This window comes from Solibacillus sp. NPDC093137 (assembly GCF_050280445.1).
Taxonomy (GTDB): Bacteria; Bacillota; Bacilli; order Bacillales_A; family Planococcaceae; genus Solibacillus; species Solibacillus isronensis_B.
The window spans coordinates 136,574-160,548 of sequence record NZ_JBNNVH010000004.1; the positions used below are offsets into that span (position 1 = coordinate 136,574).

At 35.1% G+C, this 23,975-nt stretch carries 23 protein-coding genes; all 23 read right to left on the minus strand.

Translation table 11 applies throughout. The features are described 5' to 3' along the window. Positions 1–183: 183 nt before the first annotated feature. The 23 genes from ACQKN3_RS14920 to ACQKN3_RS15030 all read right to left on the minus strand — a co-directional run bounded on the left by ACQKN3_RS14920 (position 184) and on the right by ACQKN3_RS15030 (position 23,653). On the minus strand, positions 184–711 hold the full coding sequence (locus tag ACQKN3_RS14920; RefSeq protein WP_427712819.1) for a hypothetical protein: 528 nt from the start codon (positions 709–711) through the stop codon (positions 184–186). 260 nt (positions 712–971) lie between these two features. Continuing rightward, a complete protein-coding gene (locus ACQKN3_RS14925) occupies positions 972–1,637 on the minus strand; it encodes a hypothetical protein (protein ID WP_427712822.1) in 666 nt (221 codons plus the stop codon). Between the two features lie 358 nt (positions 1,638–1,995). Next, positions 1,996–2,904, minus strand: coding sequence for a hypothetical protein (locus tag ACQKN3_RS14930; RefSeq protein ID WP_427712825.1), 909 nt, complete (start codon positions 2,902–2,904; stop codon positions 1,996–1,998). A 6-nt stretch (positions 2,905–2,910) separates the two neighbouring features. Continuing rightward, a complete protein-coding gene (locus ACQKN3_RS14935) occupies positions 2,911–3,699 on the minus strand; it encodes an ImmA/IrrE family metallo-endopeptidase (RefSeq protein ID WP_427712827.1) in 789 nt (262 codons plus the stop codon). Between the two features lie 46 nt (positions 3,700–3,745). Beyond that, on the minus strand, positions 3,746–4,162 hold the full coding sequence (locus ACQKN3_RS14940) for a hypothetical protein (RefSeq protein WP_427712829.1): 417 nt from the start codon (positions 4,160–4,162) through the stop codon (positions 3,746–3,748). A 297-nt stretch (positions 4,163–4,459) separates the two neighbouring features. Next, the gene (locus ACQKN3_RS14945) at positions 4,460–5,341 is read right to left on the minus strand and encodes a hypothetical protein (protein ID WP_427712832.1); all 882 of its coding nucleotides are present in this window, start codon (positions 5,339–5,341) and stop codon (positions 4,460–4,462) included. Positions 5,342–5,657: 316 nt separating this feature from the next. Beyond that, positions 5,658–5,825 (minus strand): hypothetical protein, encoded by a 168-nt coding sequence (locus ACQKN3_RS14950; protein WP_427712834.1) that lies wholly within the window; start codon positions 5,823–5,825, stop codon positions 5,658–5,660. Between the two features lie 56 nt (positions 5,826–5,881). Beyond that, positions 5,882–6,082, minus strand: coding sequence for a hypothetical protein (locus ACQKN3_RS14955; RefSeq protein ID WP_427712836.1), 201 nt, complete (start codon positions 6,080–6,082; stop codon positions 5,882–5,884). A gap of 105 nt (positions 6,083–6,187) precedes the next feature. Continuing rightward, positions 6,188–7,450 (minus strand): hypothetical protein, encoded by a 1,263-nt coding sequence (locus ACQKN3_RS14960; RefSeq protein WP_427712838.1) that lies wholly within the window; start codon positions 7,448–7,450, stop codon positions 6,188–6,190. Between the two features lie 561 nt (positions 7,451–8,011). Next, a complete protein-coding gene (locus ACQKN3_RS14965; protein WP_427712839.1) occupies positions 8,012–9,034 on the minus strand; it encodes a hypothetical protein in 1,023 nt (340 codons plus the stop codon). Continuing rightward, positions 9,034–9,387 carry a hypothetical protein gene (locus ACQKN3_RS14970; RefSeq protein WP_427712842.1) on the minus strand — a complete coding sequence of 118 codons (354 nt, stop codon included), beginning with the start codon at positions 9,385–9,387 and terminating at the stop codon, positions 9,034–9,036. The genes ACQKN3_RS14965 and ACQKN3_RS14970 overlap by 1 nt, the downstream gene beginning before the upstream one ends. 14 nt (positions 9,388–9,401) lie before the next feature. After that, positions 9,402–11,912, minus strand: coding sequence for a DNA topoisomerase (locus ACQKN3_RS14975; RefSeq protein WP_427712845.1), 2,511 nt, complete (start codon positions 11,910–11,912; stop codon positions 9,402–9,404). 84 nt (positions 11,913–11,996) lie between these two features. Continuing rightward, positions 11,997–12,167, minus strand: coding sequence for a hypothetical protein (locus tag ACQKN3_RS14980; RefSeq protein WP_427712847.1), 171 nt, complete (start codon positions 12,165–12,167; stop codon positions 11,997–11,999). Between the two features lie 39 nt (positions 12,168–12,206). Continuing rightward, positions 12,207–12,755 carry a metallophosphoesterase family protein gene (locus ACQKN3_RS14985; protein ID WP_427712849.1) on the minus strand — a complete coding sequence of 183 codons (549 nt, stop codon included), beginning with the start codon at positions 12,753–12,755 and terminating at the stop codon, positions 12,207–12,209. Between the two features lie 105 nt (positions 12,756–12,860). After that, on the minus strand, positions 12,861–13,265 hold the full coding sequence (locus ACQKN3_RS14990) for a hypothetical protein (protein ID WP_427712851.1): 405 nt from the start codon (positions 13,263–13,265) through the stop codon (positions 12,861–12,863). Positions 13,266–13,454: 189 nt separating this feature from the next. Next, positions 13,455–14,018 (minus strand): hypothetical protein, encoded by a 564-nt coding sequence (locus tag ACQKN3_RS14995; RefSeq protein ID WP_427712852.1) that lies wholly within the window; start codon positions 14,016–14,018, stop codon positions 13,455–13,457. Then, positions 14,019–14,993, minus strand: coding sequence for a hypothetical protein (locus ACQKN3_RS15000; protein WP_427712855.1), 975 nt, complete (start codon positions 14,991–14,993; stop codon positions 14,019–14,021). Between the two features lie 440 nt (positions 14,994–15,433). After that, positions 15,434–16,855, minus strand: coding sequence for a hypothetical protein (locus ACQKN3_RS15005; RefSeq protein WP_427712857.1), 1,422 nt, complete (start codon positions 16,853–16,855; stop codon positions 15,434–15,436). An 87-nt stretch (positions 16,856–16,942) separates the two neighbouring features. Continuing rightward, a complete protein-coding gene (locus ACQKN3_RS15010; RefSeq protein ID WP_427712859.1) occupies positions 16,943–20,263 on the minus strand; it encodes a helicase-related protein in 3,321 nt (1,106 codons plus the stop codon). A 556-nt stretch (positions 20,264–20,819) separates the two neighbouring features. Next, positions 20,820–20,984, minus strand: a complete 165-nt coding sequence (locus ACQKN3_RS15015; protein ID WP_427712861.1) for a hypothetical protein — start codon at positions 20,982–20,984, stop codon at positions 20,820–20,822. Positions 20,985–21,021: 37 nt separating this feature from the next. Further along, positions 21,022–23,124: an LPD1 domain-containing protein gene (locus ACQKN3_RS15020; RefSeq protein ID WP_427712863.1), complete on the minus strand. Its 2,103-nt coding sequence runs from the start codon at positions 23,122–23,124 to the stop codon at positions 21,022–21,024. 32 nt (positions 23,125–23,156) lie between these two features. Next, on the minus strand, positions 23,157–23,342 hold the full coding sequence (locus tag ACQKN3_RS15025) for a hypothetical protein (protein WP_427712865.1): 186 nt from the start codon (positions 23,340–23,342) through the stop codon (positions 23,157–23,159). A gap of 101 nt (positions 23,343–23,443) precedes the next feature. Next, positions 23,444–23,653: a hypothetical protein gene (locus ACQKN3_RS15030; protein ID WP_427712868.1), complete on the minus strand. Its 210-nt coding sequence runs from the start codon at positions 23,651–23,653 to the stop codon at positions 23,444–23,446. Between the last annotated feature and the right edge of the window lie 322 nt (positions 23,654–23,975).

Below are 23,975 nucleotides of genomic sequence, written 5' to 3' on the forward strand. Positions count from 1 at the left end.
GTATAAAACATAACAAATTAACAATAAAAAAAGTCGAGACTATTTGAATAGTCCTGACTCTGTTCACTATGTGTATATATTATTCATTGTCCTTTTAATAAAATGCAAATAGCAGCCGCACATATAATTTTCGATTGCGCGGCTGCTATTAGTTTAATTATAAGGTAAAAGCTTTATACTCATTTAGTTAAAAGATTCGATTGTCTCAAACATTCGAGTGTATACTAACTGGATGTTTTGTTCATTTTCTTTATTATCTTTTAATTGGTATCTCCAAGTTTGCTCATTAAACCCTTCATCACTTTCAGTACTTAGAAAACCAATTGCATAGATAGAAGCATCTACTTCAGGGAAGTCCTCATAGTCCACACCTTCATTTGTAAACGGTACATGTGCCTTAGTAGATTCCATAAAAAATGTTGGAATCGTTGAGTTAATGTAAACACTAACATATTTATCTTCATCTGCCTCATTTAAAAATTCTTTTGTAATAATAATGGCATCTAAATCAGAAGTAATCTTTTCTAAATTAGTTGTTAAATCGTTAAAATCAATTTTTTCAAAAGTAACATTAGTTTCTTTGATCTTAGGTGCTGTACCAATGATACCAATTGTTAAATCTTTTCCCGTATATACTTTTTCAGCTTCGACTGTATTGTTACAACCAACTAATAATGTTAAGAGACTAAATAAAAGTAAAAATTTCTTCATGAGTGGGAAAACCCCCTTTTTTTAAAATTATACCTATTTAAGTTTACTTATCCAGCATTTTTCAACTATACAATAATAAATATACAAATTACAAAAAATGATTGGCGGTTTCCCTTCACCTTCCATCTGTTCCCATAAGATAAATAATAATAGAAACCCCCATAAATATTAGTTTAGTATCTAATATTTATGGGGGGTTAGAATCCACAATCATTACTGATTACTTTAAATTAAACAAGGTGTATATAGAAGATACTAACTTAATATCCCAGAACATCACGCTTTGTTCTTGATGTCGTTAGAGATGCATAATAATTACTAGTTGAACCTACAGAATAAGTAGCACTAAAAACTGTAGTTACGCCTGTAGTTCCAGTATGGGTAGTAGAAGTCGAGTTATAAAAATTACCGTTTACAATGTAATAAAAATGTCCATTAAAAAGTTCAACACTTATAGTACCACTAAATGAAATTGCGTTTGCTTGGAACTCTTGTAGTAAAGGTTTTTTGTTAGTGTTAATATATTGCGCGCCTGAACGACATATCTCTACATAAACAATTAGATTTGGCTTATATGATTTATTTTTAATAGTTACCGATGTATTGGTTGCAAGCCATGAACATGAAGATGCTGCTAATGTTCCTAGTTTATTTTTTTGACTTGAATAACCTGCTACTGCTTTATATGCCTCTTCTAAAGAAACTCCCTCTTTTAAGGCATATTGCTCAGCAACTTGTTGATCAGAAAGCTCAATTGTGTATTCTGTAGATGAACTAAGTAATTCATCAATCTCCTGAAGACTCATATTTGTTCCGTCAACTATTTCCGGAACATTCTCTTCATTGTTTGCAGCTTTTACGTTTAATCCTGTAAGTGAAGATAAACTAAGCCCTAAAGTTAACATAATTATAAATATCTTTCTCATACTATATTTCCCCCCTCTTATTATGTCGGATACCATTCCGATAACCAAATTATACTGGTAAATATTCCTTAAAAGAGGATTTATAAGTTGGGAATATGACACCTTTATAAGTGATTAATTCATATTTAAATCATTTTATTTCCTGAGAATCGGGAAATTTTTTAAATGAATTTAAAAATAAGTGTTCATAAATATCTTTTTACATTAATCTAAGGACATTCATCTAAACTAATTATTCGTCATGTGTGCATTTGTGCCCGGTTTAGATCCACAATCAAAATAGCAAGACTTAATCTTGCATTAAGCAAAAAAATAAACAGCCGCGCATATATTTATAATGCGCGGCTGTTATCTGTTGTTAATGGTATATGGTGCTGTTCCCATCCATAACAATATCATTAAATTTTTCATTGGTAATTCCCTTGTATTTAATTACAGTTTTTTCTGTATAGCGTACAGGATAATTTAACAAATCACCTTGCCTCGCTTTAGATAAAAAGTCTTTTCTATCTTGCTCAGTTAGCGTACTTACATAGTCGTAAAGTACTTTATGATATGATTCGACACGGAATAACTGTATGTATTCATCTTCGTCTGCAATATCTACCATTGAGTGAAGCGTTGCGTCTTCACTATAAACTTGACACCACTTACCATATACCCCTTTGTCTTCGTTACTTAAAAACCTAACAGTTTTTTTTCGAGAGGCTAGCATAGCATGAATATATAAGAATGCCATACGCTCGCCCGCATCTTCCCTCACTGACCGATACGCACTATCGACGTCACTAATAGTTGTAGCAGCGTTCAATAAGGTAGAAATCCCTGGGTTGCTATTTAAGTGCTTTGCGAAGTCAATATATTTATCCTGCGGAAACATTGTTTCAAAATCTCCATCTAAGACTTCAAACTGGTCAAAATTCTCTTGCATAGTAACGATATACACAGGGGCAATTGCACCTAATTCATTGTAAAATGACTTATACAGTGCGTTGAAATGATGCTTATTTTTTACGTTACTGATACTTTCTTCAAATATGACTTCAGTAAGAATAAATGCCACCGGACTGCCAATGTTCATTAAATGTTGAATTAATGTGTGAAATTCCACTGGGTGACGTTTAGCTAAGGCGGCTAAATCGGTTAACGTATTGTTGTCAATGAAATAATACGTTTCAACTTGTTCATAATCGATATATTCTCCTTTCAATAAGTGTTCTGCAATATCCTCGCAGAATTGTGGTGCATTGTACTGTTTTTCTTCCATAAATTATTATTCCTCCTTGTTATACCGTATAGCATCTAAGTCCTTCAAATGCTTGTCTCGGATTGAAATGATTGAATCAATATCCGAATCATGTAAAACATTTGATGCCATGGTTTTTTCTAATAATATATTTAAACTATCAACTCTAATCGCCTTTGTTGGCTCTAAAATTGATAAGTCAAAATCTGTTGGTAAATAATTGCGATATTGCAATTCAATAATCACTTCTGCTTGGTCAATAGAAATTAAGCCTTCTTGAGCTAACTTAATTACTAAAGATTTGTAAGGAAGCTCGAAGTAAGGGATGAGTCGAATAATATTTACTTCAAGCCTGTCATTTGGATTTTGTTCCATAACTTCATTAAAAAGCACTTTTAAACTGTCATTATTAATGAGTAATTCTGCTGCAAACAAGTTAGCCATACGCTCATGAATATCAAGTGCTGGATTATTTATAAACGTAGGTTCATCTACATTTTGAATACGCTCTTTTTCAAATTCAAAATGATAAAATTCATGCCCCCATACAAAGTTTTGATATGTTTTAGGCTGGAGCGTATTTATATGGATGTAATAATTTGAATTACGGTATAGTACCATCCCGCCATATGAAAGTGACTTCGACGGCGCTAAAATCACCTCAGCATTTTTAATTAAATAGCTTTGAATACTTTGCAAAGGTTTAAATTTAAACTGAATACCCTTACTTAAAACTTCATCTACTTTAGATAAAATTCCAGGAAGTAATTTTCTATTTGTTAGAATGACTTCTCTAATGTTTTCTTTATTTATCACTTGTTTTCACTCCTATCGATACCTATATATGTTCTTATTATTTTAATTACTTATAAATTTCCTTATTTACATGATCTAGATTATTTTTCTTTAAAATATCAATTATGTTTATAAAATCATTTAGCATATTTAATGTTTTTTGGAACTCTTTCTCTTCACCTTTTTCGAAAACATAGTTAGCTGCAGCCATTTTAGTTATATCGACTTTTTTCTCACGTTGCGGTAATTTAAAATCTGTTTTGTGGAAGTAAAATGGATCATCTATACCAAAGAGGTCTAAAATTTTTTGTATGTGCTTATCAATATCACCTTCACCATTTAAAACTTTGTAAAATGTTGTTTTTGGTATTTCAGTCTTTTTGATAAACCAAGAGTATGATCGACCAGTGTATTCAATAAACTCCTTTAAATTATTAGATACGATTATTTTAGGGTCTCTCGTATCCCTGTTTTGACTATTCATGTAATCACTCCTAATTAATTTTAATTCGAATGAATATTTATTATGTTTTGGACAATTCATTCATACTTATTATACTTCAATTTCCCCGAAAAAGGAACAGATTAATCGTTTTAACTCAATTAACTTTTTAAACAACATTATTTTCCCTAAAAAAGGGACTAAAAAGTTGATGAACAACAATCCCGCGCCAGTTATATTATTAACTGTGAGTGGTAATTTAACCGCCACCGTTTTTAGTAAGCAAAAAAAATACCCCTCCGTTACTTTTTACAGTAATCGAAAGGATATTCAACGTTGCTAATCATTAGTCGCTTTTAAAAATTGTTGTATTGCATGACCGTTATTGTACTTTATTGTATTGCTGATCTGTTCAATACCTTCCTCTATAGTCATGATGTTTCTATCGTACAGCATTCTGTACTTACCGCTATAATTATCAATTTCAAGACAATAAAGTGCTGAAAAGAAATAATCATACTGGTTTAGTCCAAAACAGTTCTGAATATATAATTTGAAAGTAGGTAAGCACTTATGGATATTTCGAATATATTCGTTTCTGAAATGTTTCACATAATATTGACTGTCTTCCATTTTAGAATGAATATGCTCTAGTTCATCAGGTTGCGCGGCTACAAACTTTTCAAGTAAAGGGTGAAAAACATTTTCGTACAGTTGCTTTTCAAGCGATTTTCCAGAAATGGGTTGTCTCCCTCTTGTATACATTTGAATAAGCGCATTATCCATATCTTTCGAAGAAAATGTAACGACGGTTGCTTTTGGAGATACCTGTACATTGTCGCTATTGAACTTTTGCTTTGATTGCAGTTCAAAAAAGCTTGTGTTATCGAATAAGCGCTTATTAAAATGCACTAATTCTTGATAAAGCACTTCATTTCCGTACAAGGCTGCTCCATCCCCAGCAGAAATACATTTATAGAAATTAAGATCCATTGTTTCAAACGTTACATTATTTGAATCAGTAGCCCGAAATAAACGGACACGTACATCACAATTCCTATATACGCTATAGTCCTCGGGGCTGCGTTCCTCGTCACGATATATTTCTTCATTATAATTTAGTACTTGCATGACTTGTATGCCTTGTTGCTTTTGTAAATAGCTGTTTAATTCAACCTCTACTTGTAATTGTTCTAAAATCCATTCTTCTGTTAAGTTCATTACTATTCGACTGCTCCCTCTGTAAATTTCTTAGTGCCGTATTTCGGTATTACTATAACTGCTGTGTTGCAGGGGAAATGGGTTTCTTGAAACTCACCACCGAAGCCGCATTCTAACAGTTCAATTTCCTCCTTGAAATCACAATACTTTTTACATTTCGGGCAATAAAAATCGTACATTTTCTACAATCCTTCCTTAAAGTAATAGAAAAAGCCTACTTACCGCGCATGCACTGTAAGCACTTGCGGTTAAATAGGCTAACTCCTATACTTTCTTTCTATTTTCCTTCTGACAGTTTGGTTATATGATGGTCCTACTATTTAGGATTCGCTGAAATGTATTTCACTTCATATCGATTACCATTTTCATCAATAACAACAATATCTTCGTGAGTTTCTTCCGAAACCCACTTTTCTATTTTACTGCCTTTAATTTCTTGCATTACACGCGATATTTCCAACATTTCAACAACATTAATAGCCATTATATATACACCTCTTAGTTATTTTTTCATTCAATCATTTCTTTTAATTTTTTAAATTAATCAACAATTACAAAATGAATGTCCTCCGTTAATAACGAGCCGATTTCATCACTTACACAACCCGATGCAACCGTTCTTTTCCCGATATACTCTTTAGGTAGATTAGGCTGCCAGCCATCTTCTTTGATCCATCTTTCCCATTTACCTTTATAATCAGCGGGAATACGATTCCATTTCTCTTTTGTTACTTTAATCATGCTCAATTCCTCCAAAATGTTTTTAGTTTATAAAAAGAAAGTATCCTACTGCTGTCATAGTTGCAGTTGGATACTCCTTGTTAAATGTGCGCGGCAAATCAATTATCAAAAGAATACACCTGCAAACAAATCTAATTGGTCGGCCGGATCTTCCTTTGGTGGATTTTTTTTGCGCTTTTTACTTGTTATTTCATCCAGTGGCATATCAAATAAATTGATTACGCTACTAGAATTGTTTGTAGTTTCCTCTTGTGCCGCTTCCTCAGTAAGAATGGGCTCTTGAATTTGTTCTACCTCTTGAACGAAATCTTCTTCTGCAGTAATCGTCTCGATAGATTCACTAACAACAGTTGGTGTAGCTTCATCGACAGTTTTAGCGGATTCTACGACTTCCTCCAGGACAGGTAGTGACTGCTCTAATTTCGAAACAACTTCATCATTTCTCATTTCAGCAGTTGCTTCGACAGTAGCAGTCGTTTCAGCAGCATTATTACTGTTTTGAATTTCTTCAACATTTTCAACTATTTTAAAATCGTCAAAGTAATTTAGCGGTAATGCCCCTTTATGAACTTCTCCTTGCGCATCTGTATACACATGACACATATTTTTATGATAATACGCGTAATTGGTATTAGGACGCTTAATGTAAAGTGTGGTCCCAAGCTCAACAAACATCGCATACGAAGGACGACGGTAGACTACTTTCGCCTCATAAAGTACCTCATGTTCCAGATTTCTATGAGTATCTGTAAACGGTGGTTCTTCATCATCACCTTGTACATTGTAATGTTGTGCAAACGGTAATTCTTTAACAGTTTTTAAAGGGGTTTCCTCTTCTTCTACCGCTTTTTCAACAATAACTGCATTAGTAGAAGGTAAAGTTTCTTCTTGGGGCTGTGAAGGCTCTAAAACAGGATTTTCGGCTACATTGCTAATAAGCTCATTAATTCCTGTATCAAAAGTTGCTATTTCGACCTCATTTGCTAGAGCTGGCTCTGAAAAAATTGCTAATGAATTATCCAATACAGGTTCATTATCAATTTCATTTGACTGCTCATTTTCTTTAGCTTCTAATTCAGCTAGTGCGCTTAGTGCTTTTTTGTAAGCTGGATTGTCTACTTCAACGACTTCTTCACGTACCACTTTAAAACGATCCGCGCTATATACTCCCATATGAGAAGTTTTAGCAGATGGGAATTTACTAACAAAGTAGTGCGTTTTGTTATGCGGCTCCATGTAATATAAAGTCTTTTCGTCTAAATTACTTGAGCTGTCGTTTTTAATACAGAAAGCACGCAGTACCGTTTTAGTAATTGTTTTTGGGATGTCCTCGGTGTTCATTAATACTTCTTTTGGTTGGTTGTTCATGATTAGTTTCCTCCGAATAATTTAATTTAGATTTTCCATAAAAAAAGGCACTTCAAATAAACATAGCTACTTGTTCAAGTAAGTTGGGAACAAGTTTATGCTAGTTAATTGAAATGCCTCTAAAAATTTAAATTTATCCTCTTTATTATTTAAAATACCGATTCAAACGAAAAAAATAGCCGTTGAATTAAAATTTTGGACAGAAAGATTCCGTCAAAAGTTTTAACCCAAAGGCTAAGAAAAGTTCAAAGTCGATTAGCGAAAAGCGAAAAAGCTAGTGCTATCATTAATAAAGTAAGAAAATAAATATGCTTTTATTATAGTAGATTATTGCAGACTATGTAAATAGTAAATAAAAAACCACCCGCTAAGACAGTAGCAAGGTGGCAAAGAAGAAAATTTCGCGGACATACATAGTCCCGGGGGGGAAATACAAGTCCGCTACACATTAGATTTTATAACAACGTGTGTTCCCATACAAACAAACAGATGAATTATCCTTTGTATTAGATAAAATTGATATTAATGTCACTAAATATAGTTATAGGACAGATATTTACATTAGTCGAGTAGACTATTTTGACTATTTTTAATTTCGATCGTATGCAACTTAGAAGGATTAATTGTAATAAGATTGCCGTAAATATCCTTTGCTGTAAAGTGGCCAATCGTTTCAACTTCTAGTGCATAACTATCTATGAAATCATTATGTGCTATTGGGAAATAGTAGGTTCTTTCATTTACTCGGCTTTCTTTAGAATAAACAATTGTTACCGAAGTATGGTGCCCTTCACTCTTCATCGATTGTTCACTAAGTTTTAATCGAGCAAGCTCACGATTTTCTTCTTCCTCTGCTCGTCGAATAGCCTCTAATTCACTTTCCTCTATATCTTCCTCTAGCTCAATCATTCTGATTGGCGCTGCTGAGTCTTCTTCAAACACAATGTCTTTTTCAAAGATTTCAAGATTTCGTTCCAGCGCGGCATCATCTGCCATCGCTTTAACTACTACAGGTCTTTCAGGTTCCGTTGGTACAACTATCTCTTCCACTTCAACATGTTCAGGTAAGTTCTTTTCCTCTCTTTTTGGACGATAAAATTCTTCTTCTTTATCAATATAATTTTGATTAACTTGCACGACATCAGGAATTTTCGGATTATCTTCTTCTAATGCATCCTCAGCGATATTGCGTTCTAAATCAGGCTTACTTTCAGTTACATGACTGTTTAGGAAGACTTTACGAGCATTTTCCAATACATCCTGTTGCTGCTCAGTTAAAACACTTCCCTCTGATTTTGCTGGAACTGTTGATTGTACCGTTTTACTTTGAGAATGAATTGGAGAAGCTGGTTCTCTTTTCGTTTTTTCATCATTAAAAGTTACTGTATCTGAAAGTGTACGTTTTTGTTTACTCGACTGTACAGGTCGAGTCATTGGAATTTTCTTTTCGGGTAAGCTCAAGTCTGTTGGATTCCCCACTGGCGGAGAGTCCTCTTGTTCAACAAAAGGCTCTGTTGCAATTACATTTTGTCTTACCGGCTTTTCTTCATTATCCTTCTTATTTCTAAAGAATCCCATTACCATTAATAAACTTCTCCTTTATTTTCAACTTTTTGTTTGCTGTTACTGCTTGCTATAGCAAACACAGTTTCTATAATTGTTGTAACAAAAATCACGGATACCAGTATTATCATTAACGTAATACATGCGCTAAATAAAACAGTGAGTAATGCGTAGCCATCTGTTAATAACGGACAAAATAGCATAACTGTTAAAACCACTACATTCATTAAACACGCTGGCACAAGCATATATGACGTAACAACATGGATAATTTTGTTTTCACGTTTCGTCATAGCGTAATTCATGGCAACTGTCGCCATACCAACTAACGCAACTATCAATACAATGATTTTGAACGTTGATAAATAGATCATAGTTTAGCGTAACCTCACTTCTTTGTTTTCGGTGCTGCAGGCGTTGCAAATTCTAATTCAAACTTCATACTAGAAAGATTAAGTTTAATATTCGCAGCATATGGTTTCTTCGGGTCCTTAGACGATTTCAATGTTTTAATAACACCTGTCTCGCCTTTAGTTAATAATTTCTGAACTTGTGCTTTAGTGAATTTGTGTCCTCCAAAGCTACTGTTCATAATGAACTTGCACTTATTATCGTTATCAAAGAAATGGCTACATGCATAAAAGCTTGATGATTTATCTTTCTTTTCGATTAGCTTCACTTGGCCCGACTTGCAAACCGGGCATACATAGTTGGCATTAGCCTTTTGAATACGGAGAATTTGCACAGCAATATATTTTTGAACGTCTGGATGTTCAGAGAAAAAAAGCACTTTCGCTTTAAAGCCTTTTACGGATTCCTGATTAGCTTCCATGAAATTCATATATGTTTTGCCCGGTACACCGTCTTTGATTAACTTTAGATACCTCTGCCATTTCGCAGATTGAATCGGGTTAGCCATAACTGTTTCCTCCGTCAATTTGCATATGATCATTAGTTTAGCTGTTGGTATGAGTTTGTTTTTTTCGACATCTACATAATTAGCAGCCTTTAAAGATTCAATAGCATCTGCCCTAGTTGCGGGTGTCCCAATTCCATCTACTTCCTTTAAGATTTCGCTGTCTTCTGCATCCTCAACAAAGCGCCCTGCCGTTTCCATTGCCTTTAATAGCGTTGCCTCTGAATAGCGGCTTGGTGGCTTCGTTGAGCCGTTATTTACGCGAACAGTACCATTTACAGATTCATTTAATTTTAAAATCGGTAATGATTGATTAGCATCTTCTTCAGACTCGTCCGTGTTCTTGGCTTTTTTCTTAGCTGCAGCTGTAACTTCCTCACCTTCCCACAATACTTTGAAGCCTTTATTTACTTCGGCCTTCCCAACTGAACGGAAATCTAAATTATTAATTGTCGTAATAACTTCGGTCTGATCATACTCATAATCTTCGCAGAACATACCAATTGTAGTACGAGCAACTTCCAAGTAGATTTTCAATTCAAGCGGAGAAAGTTCAGCTAATTTTTGTTGTGTTGGAATGGTACGAGTAAGCGTTAAACCATGATGCTCTTCAACTGCACTAGGATTTATATATCGCTTTCGAGCCTCTAGTTGAGGTGTAGCAATATTTGTCCACCCAAGCGCGGCTTTATACTCATTTAAATTCCCTTTTAAATAGTCGTATTCAAGATTTGTTAGGTACTGACACTCGGTACGAGGATAAGTAGTGAGCTTATGCTTTTCATATAAACTTTGCGCTGCTGATAAAACTTGTTTTGCAGATACTTTCCATTTCTTATTGGCATACGCCTGTAATGTAGTTAGCGAGTGTAAAGCTGGAGACGATGACTTTTTTCGGTCAGTATTCAAAGCGGTGACACTGGCAGCATACGATTGACCGTCTACTAATGAATGCATCGCCAACTTTTGCTGAAGTTCATTCAATTCAAATGTTTTGAAGCCCTCTACTTTTCCGCGATAGGATCCTTTGGCTGCTTTAAAATCCGCATGCGCTTCATAAAAATTTTGTTCTACAAAGTTATCGATTTCATTTTCCCGCTCATAAATGAAGTGACATATATTCGTAACAACCCGGCCCATCCGCGCAGCTCCACTTGAAAACACATCATCAGCTGTCACCGTAACCGGCTCCCCAGTATAAATATTGTCCGAATTGAACAATGTGGAGATTTCCTTTTTATCATTCGGTCTATTCCGTACTTCTATTTTCCTCGGTAATTTATTGAGTCTTTCATTCACGAACGGTATTTTATTGTTCATTTTATGGACGACTTCATCTATGACCTGTTTACTCCGGATCGTTAGAAGCCTTGTCATATTTAACCCCATGCTCCAGTCGGCAGATGCTCTCGTAAAACCACTCTCTGCCATTCTTAAATCCTTTTCGTTATTTTCAAGGTTACAAAATCCACGATAAACAGCTTTTGCTTCCATTGAGTTTATGAAGAGTCGTTTAAATTTTGCTTGTTTCATTTCTTGCTCTGTAAGGATATGTCGAAATATTAAGTTGTGTATTGCACTACCTTCATTGTCTATATCCGCAGCCCCAATAAAAGTCATATTACTGATTCCAAAGCGTTTTATCGCTGCTCTTGTAACACTAGCGATCGCCTTTAACACGTTTTCGGTTTTCTTAACCGGTACGTATTTATATGGCAATGGGACAGGCATTGGAATATCTTTTATGTCCCACTGCGCTAAATGGTCCAACCCTTGATATGTATGAGGTTCAGCAAGTGTTAGTAGATGCCCGACAGCACTAAAAATTAATGCGCCTTTAGGGAACACCTCACATGGAGCAACACTGTAATAGCGATAATCACCTATTTGGTGTGTTCCTGTGTTTTTAAACGCACTTTTATAACTGCTGGCTTGGCTGGGTTTTTCCGCTATTATTATCGAGTTATATAAAACATCTGGCATTTGAAAAAATCCTTTCTAAAAAAACTAAAAGGAACTTAGCCATAAGACTAAGCTCCGTATAGTGTGGTTCTACATATCACAAACTTACAGGTCAACATTATCTAATTTAAATAATGAATGATTTTCCTCACATCGTTCACTACAAAATGGTGCTGCCCCAGCCATTTCTTCAAATGTTACCATTTCAATGCCGCAACCTGCACAAGTTGTAATTACTGATCCTGGAGCCAAATCTACTTTTTCATTACTTTTCATTTATAAACACCCTTCCAATTAAACGATTTTGATTATGAATTATATTTGTATAAGTTTATACGGATAGACCGAATAAATATCGACGTTTCCTAATCTACGTTTAAAATCTGAGTGTAAGCGACCATGTATAATTTTCGTTGTAATATTCTCCATCACAATACGATTGTATGCTCTATAACCATCTTCAGCATTTGGCAATTTCATTCCGCCATAAGCAAGGTTGCTATAAGAAAGGAGTACGTCTACATTACTGACGGCCATCCTATCAATAAATGCGTTCACTTCATCTTCAGTATAATAGCCCGCTGCAGCATCTTCATTTGTAGGTAATGGTACTCCAGCAAAGCCGGCGAATCGTATGCCATTTATTGAAGCAACACTCCCATGAAGGTCTACAATTCGAGTATCCTCATACAAAGAGCGGGAACACTTTTGACTAAGCAAGCCAACGATTGGTACATCGCAATACTTTCTTTCTATTTCACTCACTTTTTTACTAGGTATAAAACCTAACAAAACGATTAAATCACATTCAACGTCAGGTAATTCCTCTGTCGTTCGAATATCTGCAAATGCTAACAGTTTCATTGTGCCTCTCCTGTTTGATTTACAACGTAGATTGCTAACATTGTAAAACAAAAACAATCCTGTTGTAAAGTATTTATATTAAATATTAATTACTATAACTTTACACTAAGGTTGGATAGCAAAAGTTTTGGGGTCAATTTGAATCCCCCCTAATTCAACAATTTCAAGTAACTTACTAATAGTCATTATTGATAAGTTTTCATCAATAACCCCGCGAATACCGCGTTTTAACAACGTTTGCAAGTTACTAAATCTCATGGCGTATTCCTTGTTCACAATAATTGAAATTGCATGATCACGTAGCTCATTCATTAAATCATTAATAACAATCGCTTCTTCTTGATTACTAATAACAATTGCAAACTTATAGTCTTCATACATTAATGAATTCACATCATTTATGGCTGTAATTAATTTAGCTTCAATCGAACTATCAGTTGATATTTCGAGTACCCGTCGCCAAAAAATTAACTCACTACTCTCACTAGCGACTAATAATATTTTCCTCATTTTTACTCCGTTTGCCCTCCAAAAAAGATAAAAAAAACCCCGACAATTCAATACAAAACTAGCCCTACATACCATGTAAATAAGGCTTAATCTGTATTGAATGTCGGGGTATTCCCTACATTTAAATATAATTTTCGTCAATATATTGATAATTATAGCACTATAAGGCGAAAATTAAAGTGTTTTCTTTTAAAAAACCTTGAATATCATTGGTCCAAAGATTGAAAAGAACATCATTGCAGCTGATATTCCGATTACGTTTTTCGACCAACGATGATATTCTGGATGCTCAATGAGTTTATATGCTAGTCGGAACAGTAAGCCTAAGAATAATCCCGTTATACCCATGAATATGGTTACTTGCTCTAATACAATTAATAAACCGTCAAATGCTTCGTGTACATCCATTTTACTTTTAAAGGATAATATTACAATTGGTATACCTCGAATAAATATCATCGCAGCAAAAGAAACTAGCATTGTACCCTGGGCCCACTTTTGCCATTGTCCATTTTTAAAAATGATGGACATAATCATTAAAAGCACACCTAAAATAAAGAAAATAGTAATGATTTTTAACCCGACGTCCCACACATCGACGGTTAAAAAGCTCGATTCAGATTTCAACTTATCTAATGTTGAAGATAAATCTGAGCCATTTGTTATGAAGTCACCATTTTCATCAACGCCGCCATTTTTGGACGGATCTCCTAAGGGAAATAAAGCACTGGCTAGCACTAATGGAAGCTTCATTTATTTACCCCCTTTAGGTTTGTCATAGGCTAATAACGTTTCTAAATCAACTTGCCCCCAGTCAAACGGTAAGTTATCACGGTTAGATGTAAATTCATTCTCTGATTCCATTAGGTACAAATCATTTGGATCAATCGAATATAATATTTGGTCACGTTGATTTCCCGTTTCATTTCGGTGGACGTTACCAATTTTACGGCTCCACTGTTTCATGACGTTACTGTACTGTTCATCGTACTTTTTATCACCACTACTTGGAATATTTTGTGTAGTATACGCTTTATCGAACTGCCATAAATTTAAATTAAACGTCCACTCATAATGAAAAACACCCTTTTCCTTCTCCTTAATAATCATGAATTGGGCCTTTTTCTTACTGATTGTGTCTAGGAAATGGAATAGCGGCATAATTATATCAATATACTTATCCATTTCTTTAATACCTAATAACGTCATTTCTTTTGGAGATAGCTTCTTTTTTAAATTTTCAGGGTTAATTTTAATATTAACTTCTATTGATGATTCATCAAACCCTTGATTAATAATATATGTAGGATCCATTGTCATTCGTAACTTTGCTTTACTTCCGCGCTTGTTTAATTCGTTATGCAGATAGTACATGAAATTTATAAACTTGCGATATAACAACGTATGTAAATCCCCTGCAAAATCTTTTGAAAAGTTCCCAATTTCTTCTAATAACAACGAGTGTGAGCTTTTATTGTTATTGTTGAATTTATAACTAACTTTATTATCGATAATTGTCAGTTTCCCCTTCTCGTCTGTACTAAATATTCCTCTGTCCGTTGATATAGAGGCTTTTGTAAGTGACGTAAATGTACCTGAGTTCTTGATTGTATCGTGAACCGAATTAATTAAGTTTCTTTTTGTATTAATCGATTTTTGATTACTCTTGCTGCTATTATTTCGTGAAGTAGCATGTGGTCGCTGTTCAGTTAAAGGCTGAATAGACATTTTTTCTCCCCCTCAATTTTAAAAATTAGTTGAATTAATATATCAATCCATTTCTTTTTTCCTATACGTATCAAAATATTGCTCTAAACTCAATTTTAAAAAACATTTAGTACAAAAGGAATTAAGAATTTTTCAGAAGTCATAAATAGCAAAAAAACCGCTATGAAGCTGTATAATGGCGACTTTTCGAGAAAGTCGCGTCCTCTTTTTGCGCATTTTTCATCTTTTTACCTGTTAAATAGGTTATTTGGTCAAAATGAATATATTAATTTCTGTGCCTATCGTCACATTTTTATATGATTTTATTTGCTTATGAACTTCTTAAAGTATAGGGTATATACATTACTTTTGAAACAAGCAATTAAACCTATACTTTAAGAAGTGACCGAAAAAATCTTTCGGTCCCCTCAATTTTTTTAGTAATATAGACCACCTTAATTTTATAAAGCTAGTGAATATGTTTCATCCCCAGTAATTTCATACTGCTCCATATCCTCTAGTTCGATATTAGATAATCTACTGCATGTTACAACTTCGCCAAAGTTAGATTCAATTAATAAAATGTCGCCACGTTGGAACTCTTTTTCTTGGAAGGCTTCAACATCAAACCAAATTCGACCTGTACCATCTGTTACATGAATACATTCGCTTTCAGTTCCTACAACCTGAACCACAAACGTCTTAAAACCATGAGTACCTTCTGATAATGTGTTTTCACATACATCAGCAAAGTATTCAGCGATTCGCATAAAACGAGCATCAAGATTGTTTGGGTCGTATAAATCGTCTAGCGATAACACGACTGGCTCGACTTCTTCCGAATTGTCCTCGACCGAATTATTAATCAGCTCTTTTTCAACTGGGCTTACATTTAATAATTGGTGTGTTACATCGTTTAAAAACTTTTCCTCTTTAGTCATTGCTGGTAAAACTTCCTTCTTTTTTTTAGTAGCATTAGGGATTGAAGAAATAATAAAAGGTGCTACAACTGGGGCAGCAGAAATTGTTTCAGTCGATAATACAGGATTATCTGCAAAAATAATTTCTTCCTCATTATTTTGTTCTTCCTCTTCATCACCAAAAATGTTTAATTTGTTTTCCAATGGCTTTACATTAGTATTTACAGTCATTTCACCTGTTTCTAAATTTGAAGGTTCTATTTGCTGTACTTCTTCTGCCGTTACTTCCATTGGTTGTTGAATCTGTTCCTCTGCAACTGGTAAATGAGTTTGCTCATTTCCAAAAACATAGTCACCATCGTTTTGAATTTCTTCTTCATCAACATAGGTCGCAGCTATTTGATCATAATAAGTGTTCATTGGTTCATGCATTTCCATTACTGGAGCTGGTTCAACCTTTTGAAGCCCTTCTGATAAGAAGTTAACAAATGCTTCTGTCGTTTCATCAAGTGGAACTTCTTCATATTGTTGTGGTTGCTTTTCTTGAGTAATTACCTGCTGTTGCACTACTACCGGCTCTACTACTGAAGTTTCTTCATAAGTAGTTGTACCAGGTACATTATTTTGACCGTACATAGCAAAAATTGATTCTAAGGATTGTTCTGACTGATTATTATTACGATCATCTTCTATAAATACCTCAACATTTTCAACATGCTTCATGTGTGCATTTGAAACGATTTTAGGGAATACCGAGCTAACATCTTCTTTTGAATATGCCGGCAAATTCGTTGTATCAACGATTTCTAACGTCCCTCGATTAGATGGCATTAATGAGCGATTCATAACAATCGGAAAGTCTTCAGCTTTTTTTGCTGCTGGCTGTGCTAATGCAAATCGTTTTACTGCAAAGATAGTACCGATAACTGTAACTGTGAAAATAATTCCTAAGAAAAATGACATTTTAATTTCCTCCGTCTGCTTTTATGCAAATATTTATATAAAAACACGCTCACCCGCAATTAAGGGGTAAACGTGTTCAAGTGACTCTTATAAAGCGAATAAATCAAATGTTAATTGATCGTCGCTTAATTTTTTCTTCGCTTTTGACTTTTTAGCTTTCACTTCAGCTTTTGCTTTTACTTCGCCTAAAGTGATGATGTTGGTTTTAATTTCAACTGCAACATCCGTAGTTACTTGTGATACTTGATCAGAAACAGCAAATGCATCCGCAATATCCATCGCAGCTTCATTATCTAAATCTTCACGAGAATCGCCGTAATCTACGTCTAATTCAATCGCTTTTTCTTCCTCTACTTCAAGTGTAACGTTTTCTACTTCAGCAGCTTGAATGTTTTTAAGACGACGTTCGATAAGTTTTGGTTGACCGATGTTTGCTAAAAGTTCTTTCGATCTTTCAGATGCATCCGCAATCCAGTCCTCAGCCAGACCGTCTAATTTTTTACCTTCTTTAATAGATTTCAATAACATTGTTTGCAAGTCTTCTTCATCGCCTAACATTGCAGAAAGTCCATCACCACTAACATCGCCGCCATTTACTGAATTTGACGCTTTTGCCTTCTTCGCAATTAACGTAGCCATGTACTGTTGGTACGAATCAGCATAAGCCAAATAATATAGTCGGCATTCCTCTGTCTGGCCAATTCGCCAAGCACGTCTAGAACTTTGTTGAAGGGTGTATAAAGACCAAGAAAACTGGTAATAAATAAGAGTTGGCGTACAAAGTAAGTCTAAACCAACTTTAACCAATTCTTGACTCACTATGCATACATCATAGCCTTCCTCAACAATTTTCTTCTCTAACCATTCTGAACGACGGTTTGTAGCGGTAGTTGTTGAATCTAGAATACAAACTTTTGCACCAATGTCCTCTAATTTCTTTTTAAGGCGCGGTCTAATGTCACGCTCTTTTACGCTGCTGCCAGTATCGGTAACATATACGATACATGGACGACCTTCGTTCACTTCGTTGGTTACAATTTCTTGTAATTTCTGCTCTTTTGGATACGTAACATCATCATCTAAATGTTCCGCCTCCCAAATGAGCTCACGTCGTTGTTCCTCTTTATTGTTGTAATACGCACTTGGGAATTTACTTGGGTTATCTACATATGAAATACCATAGTCAATCATTTGCGTATATAATTTAAAACCATCTTCACGTCCGTCAATTTCACTCTCAAACTGAGAAATCATACTTTCGTAAGCTGATTTTTGTTCGGGTGTCATTTCACAGAAGATTGTCGGCGTGTCAACAAGCTCAACAGGATTTGGCCAAACATCCTTTAATCGAACGTTTACAACGTTTTTCAAGAAGAATGTTGGATAAATTCTTGGTGTATAACCAGGAATCTCTTTCTTTCTGTGAGTTTTCGCACCACCGCGTGAAGCTTTATTTGTATACTCTTGCCCTTCACCATCAGGGACAAAATTAATTTCCTCTAAATTACCGAATTGCTCCATGAAGGGAGTAATTTCACGGAAGTCAAACCCATTTTTTATCATTTCTTTCTCGAATAGTCGAAAAATAAGATAAAAAACGTCGCTAGATTTCCCTCCAAATAAAGTACCAGTTCCGGCAATCATTTTTTTAGATGCTTTGACAACACTGTGGAGTGCTTGGCCTTGTGCAGTTGCGCCTCCCTTTAATTCGTGGACCTCATCCGCTATTGATACTTCAAAGAAACCTTTACATTTACGACGAATATATTCAGCAGCAGCAACACGACGAGGCATAGATGTACTCGCTGGATACTCTGGTTGGTTCGAACGTAATGCCATGATTTCGGCTTGATCGTTTTTAGCAATAGCAGAAGTTAACGGATTAAGGTACCGCTTCGCATAATCAGCATAATTGTCATAACGTCTTTTAACTTTTTTAGACCATAATGAAGCACCACAATAATAACAGAAGCCATTTGGTGGATTTGAAGTACTTTTCCCTAAGCGACGTGAAGTACCAAACTCTTTTTCCTCCATGTTACGCGTAGTATGCTCTTCAACCTCTTTATCGCCATCTAATTTAAATGTTGTTGATAAAATTACTTGGTGTGGCTTACCGCAATCAGGGCAATGGTATCCATCACGATATGGTTTCGCACCATCTTTCACTTGCTGTTTCGTACGAGTAAAACGGTAGTCAACAATTGATTGATTAGCCGAATCGTTACGAAGCGTAGTAAACGAGAAGATGAAGAATGTCGGCTTAGTCGGTTTTGGACGACCTGCACGCTGCCATTCAGTGTGATATTTAATAAATTCCTCTGTACGTTTAATAACATGAACTTCTGCATTAGGGATAACCATTTTAATTTCTTTAGGCCATTTCACTGTTAGTGACGGTGGGCAAATTAAAGCTGAGAAGTAACCTTCTAGACCTTTTAATGTTGCATAACCATGAGCCGAAGCAACCATCATGGTACTTTTGCCTGTGGACATCTCACCTTGTAGCACAACTGAGGAATCTTTTGGGTTTGACAGTAATTTTGCGATAGCTGTACTAGCATGAGCTTGTACAGGGAATAATTTACGGTCGAATGTATCAAACACCGGTAAATATTCGTCTGTCGCTGGATTATGAAGCGGTTTAACCTGCTGTGTAATCTTCTCGGCCATTGGCTCTGAAAATTCTAGCATGTAATCCCCTAATTCATTGATCTCGTTTAAACGGCTGCCGTCGCCTTCGTATGGGAATTGAATTACTTTCGACTTCAACATATCGGACATGAATGCGTCTGCTTGATCTTCATCCATACTTACGCTATATAGACGTAAACTTGGACAAGCAATCGGATCAACATACATATCGACTTGTTTTACGTAATCTAGTTCAACTAATTTATTGAATAGAATGTCTTTCCATTCATTAAGAATTTGTAAGTTGTACGCAGTACCCATAAAGTCTGCAATGGCATCAGCTGGGTTGTCGTCCATTGAAAGCACGTATTTCGAGCTTGTAGACACTTCCTCATGCACAATCCCCATTGCATTAGGTAAGTTGACAATCGGCATATTTAAACGACTGTACTTCCCTTTTTCGCCTCCAAGTGATAGCAATTTTTTGTTTAACACAAATTGTTTCTCTGTTTTTTCAGCTAGACCAAAACGTAGACCTTGTGAACCAACATCAATACTCCCTTTAATTGACTGTAAAGCTGAATCCGCGCCTGCAATGATTGCTAATAATATTTTATCTGAATCATATGCACGTTTACTTGGGTTAGGCTCTACTGCTAAAGCGAATACAAATGCTTGTTGGTACGTATTGTCTGAAAGCACCTGTAACATTGCTGGTGTTTCGTTTGAATCCTGTAAATCTGCTAAAATAATTTCCTTGTCTTTAGTTGTCATTTTGACTTCCTCCTAATTAGTTGAAATAAAAAAAGACTACCCGACAATCGTTATAAGAGATAAATGTGCTCTTAATAACTGTTCGAATAGCCTCTTGTATGTACCGCAGCGTTAAATGGTGTGCGATTACTAATACTTATTTTTTTGTAATGATAAAAACCTTGCTCTAAACGAAAACGATTAGAATAAATCACATTACGTAAACCCTCCTAAAATTTCAAGATACAATCCTAATTTGCCCATAAAAAAACGACCCAGGATAAATTGTTGGAAAACGAAAAAGGACAGAATAATCCCGCGTTTTCAAATCAATCAACCCAAAGGTCGTAACAAGTTCAAAGTCGCTTCACATTCAACAAATTACGCAATAACGTATAAAAAGTTGTGTGAGCATAATAAAATAAACAAAATAGAATAATACTAATATAGCATTGATTGACTCTAAAATAAAGCATAAAAAATGTCAGTTCGATTCATTTTCAATATCAAATAAAAAGCAGCAAATACTTTTTTAGTATTTGCTGCAGTTCTTATATTGATATATCATATTCCTTCTTTAGCTTATGTTACCCTCAGTGACACTTATATCTAGTATAGTTGCAAAATCCTCTTTACCAGTCATTAATAAATGAGTGGCTTTTTCAATGGCTTCTTCTTCGGTACTCGCTTCAATAGACTTACTGATTACTTTTTCTACCGAAATTAATACTTCAAATTTCATTTTTTATAACTCCCTTTTTCTAGTTTTAATGGGTCCATTATTTAGTAGTAACAGGTTCTTCACGTAAATAAGGGAGCGTAACTTCTAGGAATTTTTCCATTGCTTGATTAATGCGCTCTAATTCCTCACCAGTTGGGTAAGCTTCAGCATCTAAGCCACAAACTAAATAGTCGCTTACAATACCTTTTTCATTCATTTTCGTTTTAATGTATGCTTCAAAAGCTCGTGCCGCTAATTCAACGTCCGAAGACCAGTAGCGGTTTGTTTTTTTACCACGATCTAAAATTTCAGCATTTGTATAATAACGAGTTTGGTGAATTGTGTAAGGTACACTGTAAACTTGCTCCCCTGTTTTATCAAGGTGTAGAATCGCTGCAATTTCACATTTTTCTCTTAATAATTTAGTACGCTTGCGTGCGTATTTCGCCTTTAATTTCTCTTTTACAGAATCGCTATAATAGCTGTAAAGTGAGTTGCTTACTTTTTCATCAAAATCAGATAAGAAGTAATCAACAAACGCCTGCATATCGCCATCGACTTCCTCAAATACTTTGCGAGAAACTTTCGAAATACGATATTGATTCGTAGGATTAATTGTAAAATGAGTCGTACAAGAACCTTCTCGGAAAACATTTAATAATTCCTCTACAGCAAACTGAACTTCTAACGGTAAAACAGATTTGTCTACCATTTCAGTTAAAAGCTCGGCAGTATTTATCCCTAATTTTTGTGATAAATAGTAATCGTATGCATGGAAAAATTCGTGTGCAGCTGTCCCCATCCATCCGCGCGTCTTTGTAAAGTTAATTACATTGAAGCCACGTTCAAAATGTGCAGCAGCTTTACTTTTCCCACGAGCACCAAATGCCATTGCTAATTTATTACCTAGAGAAATATGTTGCTTATCAATTCCTAAAATGTATGCCAGGTCCGTATAAGCAGCACCGCTACTAATCAAGTGAGCTAATGCATCCTCATCTTTCATCCAAATACCCATTTCTACTGCGCGGAAATTGAAATGTAATAAATAATCTTCCGGCTTTCTAAATTCAGGTACAAGTGGACCGCCTTTACGTACTGGATTTATTGGCAACTTTCTTTCCCATACCGGCTTACGAACATTTTTCGGTTTTTCTTCTTCCTCTTCACCATCAGATACCTTTGTATTCTCTTTAAAATAGTGTTCCCAAGTAGAATATTTCGTTTTCGCGGTATCAATGAATTTCGTAACCTTTTTAGGTTCAACTATAAATTTGGTGAACGTATCAAGGTGACGTACTCCTGTTTGATCGTTTAATTCATACATTTGAACGTATCCTTTAGCCAGTTCAATTTCTGCTTTTATACGAGAAATTAAGCCTTCGTAAAACTCTGGATCTTCTTTGTATTTCTCCAATAAAACGTCAATACGGTTCGTTTTAAAATCAATGCTCTTTTCGTAATACTCTAACGTATGCAGATTTGCCCCAAGTACGGCTAAACGTTTTATAACATGGCGTAGCTGTTGTATTGTGACAACCGTTTTTAACTCTGCAGAAATAAACTCCATAACCTTCATATAGCGTTCACGATTCATTAAAGCTGGGTTCAGTTTTTTCACATTAATCGGTAAGCGTCGAATAAGTAGAGACATACCGTATGCTGCTGAAACTTCAACACCACGATCATAAGCTGCTTGCATTGAAAACCATGAGAATACGACTTTACGGTTAGCAAGCTCATTCGCAGTTGATTCATCATGTTCTGCAAGTTTGTCTAACTGTTGAGCAGTCGGATTTTCTAAAAAGGCTTTCTCCAGCTCCTTTAATTTAGCGTGATAATCTTTAGCCGATCCGCCTACCTTTGTTCCCACATCATAGGAAACTTGACGATTTTTTTGCTTCTCAACACGCACATCTAACGGGTTGGCTGGCTCCGGCTCTATTAGTTCACTAACTTTTTCTACTGTAATTTCAGTGGCCTTTACTTCTTTTACAGTTGGTTCAGTTGTAATTGCTTTCGTTTTACGGCGAGTACGCTTAGGTTTGTCTTCCTTAACGTCTGCTGCCGGGGTAACCTGTTTTACAGCTGAAGTTGTTACGATTGTTAGTGGCGTTCCCTCTGTTAAAATTTTTGTATACTGTGACATATCAAATAGCATAGTTATTTTCCTCCTAAATGTTGTGCCGCTGATTAGTAAATGCTTGATAATTTATCGTGCATTGATAATAGTTCGCGTAAATAGCCCTCTGAATTTCGTTCAATGATAGTGGGGACGGTGTCATTCATTACAGTTTCAAGTAAATGTGTGTCGTGTAATGATGCCTCAACCGATTTAATGTATTTGCTCATGCAAATATTTTTGTTTGCTCTATCCATAATTAACTCCTATAAATCAATAAAAGCCCAATTTCATAGCAAACATGCTATAAAAACGGGCTTTCAAATACTCATATTAAATTTTAATTGGACTGGAAAAATTAATTAATTTCATCCATTGCGTGAATTTTAAGATCACCTTTCTTTAGTCCAATTACAATTCGGTTTAATTTACCGTAAACTTGTTTTTTCAACTCATACATAAAGCCAAAATCTTCGTTAAATTCGATATAACGAGCTTCTTGCTTAAGTAGTTGAATCGCTTCCTCTTTTTTAAATTTCATGCGGCCTTCTAATGTGTTCTTGTTCATACTAATGTCCTTCTTTCTTGAATAAATTTGGTTGATTGGTTGGTTGTATAACTTATTTTTGAACGCAAAAAAAAGCAGCCAATCGATTAATTTACTAGAAATGGACATAATTGTTCCATATCGTAAATCAACCCAAAGGCTGCATAAGTTCAAAGTCTGCTAAACATTTCTATAGGATACGTAAATGTGGTGTCCCGAAAGTTTGCAATAATAAAATAAAAAAAGTTAATACGTATATTATATCACAATTATAGTTAATGACTAGCTGTAAATTCAAAACGGTATGTAGTTAGTGGTTGTAATTCAAAATAACATAGTTTAT

Excerpts from the sequence above, each read along its gene's own strand:
- ACQKN3_RS14920 (WP_427712819.1), bottom strand. The coding sequence starts at position 711 with ATGAAGAAATTTTTACTTTTATTTAGTCTCTTAACATTATTAGTTGGT.
- ACQKN3_RS14925 (WP_427712822.1), bottom strand. The coding sequence starts at position 1,637 with ATGAGAAAGATATTTATAATTATGTTAACTTTAGGGCTTAGTTTATCT.
- ACQKN3_RS14930 (WP_427712825.1), bottom strand. The coding sequence starts at position 2,904 with ATGGAAGAAAAACAGTACAATGCACCACAATTCTGCGAGGATATTGCA.
- ACQKN3_RS14940 (WP_427712829.1), bottom strand. The coding sequence starts at position 4,162 with ATGAATAGTCAAAACAGGGATACGAGAGACCCTAAAATAATCGTATCT.
- ACQKN3_RS14945 (WP_427712832.1), bottom strand. The coding sequence starts at position 5,341 with ATGAACTTAACAGAAGAATGGATTTTAGAACAATTACAAGTAGAGGTT.
- ACQKN3_RS14950 (WP_427712834.1), bottom strand. The coding sequence starts at position 5,825 with ATGGCTATTAATGTTGTTGAAATGTTGGAAATATCGCGTGTAATGCAA.
- ACQKN3_RS14955 (WP_427712836.1), bottom strand. The coding sequence starts at position 6,082 with ATGATTAAAGTAACAAAAGAGAAATGGAATCGTATTCCCGCTGATTAT.
- ACQKN3_RS14960 (WP_427712838.1), bottom strand. The coding sequence starts at position 7,450 with ATGAACAACCAACCAAAAGAAGTATTAATGAACACCGAGGACATCCCA.
- ACQKN3_RS14965 (WP_427712839.1), bottom strand. The coding sequence starts at position 9,034 with ATGGTAATGGGATTCTTTAGAAATAAGAAGGATAATGAAGAAAAGCCG.
- ACQKN3_RS14970 (WP_427712842.1), bottom strand. The coding sequence starts at position 9,387 with ATGATCTATTTATCAACGTTCAAAATCATTGTATTGATAGTTGCGTTA.
- ACQKN3_RS14975 (WP_427712845.1), bottom strand. The coding sequence starts at position 11,912 with ATGCCAGATGTTTTATATAACTCGATAATAATAGCGGAAAAACCCAGC.
- ACQKN3_RS14980 (WP_427712847.1), bottom strand. The coding sequence starts at position 12,167 with ATGAAAAGTAATGAAAAAGTAGATTTGGCTCCAGGATCAGTAATTACA.
- ACQKN3_RS14985 (WP_427712849.1), bottom strand. The coding sequence starts at position 12,755 with ATGAAACTGTTAGCATTTGCAGATATTCGAACGACAGAGGAATTACCT.
- ACQKN3_RS14990 (WP_427712851.1), bottom strand. The coding sequence starts at position 13,265 with ATGAGGAAAATATTATTAGTCGCTAGTGAGAGTAGTGAGTTAATTTTT.
- ACQKN3_RS14995 (WP_427712852.1), bottom strand. The coding sequence starts at position 14,018 with ATGAAGCTTCCATTAGTGCTAGCCAGTGCTTTATTTCCCTTAGGAGAT.
- ACQKN3_RS15000 (WP_427712855.1), bottom strand. The coding sequence starts at position 14,993 with ATGTCTATTCAGCCTTTAACTGAACAGCGACCACATGCTACTTCACGA.
- ACQKN3_RS15005 (WP_427712857.1), bottom strand. The coding sequence starts at position 16,855 with ATGTCATTTTTCTTAGGAATTATTTTCACAGTTACAGTTATCGGTACT.
- ACQKN3_RS15010 (WP_427712859.1), bottom strand. The coding sequence starts at position 20,263 with ATGACAACTAAAGACAAGGAAATTATTTTAGCAGATTTACAGGATTCA.
- ACQKN3_RS15015 (WP_427712861.1), bottom strand. The coding sequence starts at position 20,984 with ATGAAATTTGAAGTATTAATTTCGGTAGAAAAAGTAATCAGTAAGTCT.
- ACQKN3_RS15020 (WP_427712863.1), bottom strand. The coding sequence starts at position 23,124 with ATGCTATTTGATATGTCACAGTATACAAAAATTTTAACAGAGGGAACG.
- ACQKN3_RS15025 (WP_427712865.1), bottom strand. The coding sequence starts at position 23,342 with ATGGATAGAGCAAACAAAAATATTTGCATGAGCAAATACATTAAATCG.
- ACQKN3_RS15030 (WP_427712868.1), bottom strand. The coding sequence starts at position 23,653 with ATGAACAAGAACACATTAGAAGGCCGCATGAAATTTAAAAAAGAGGAA.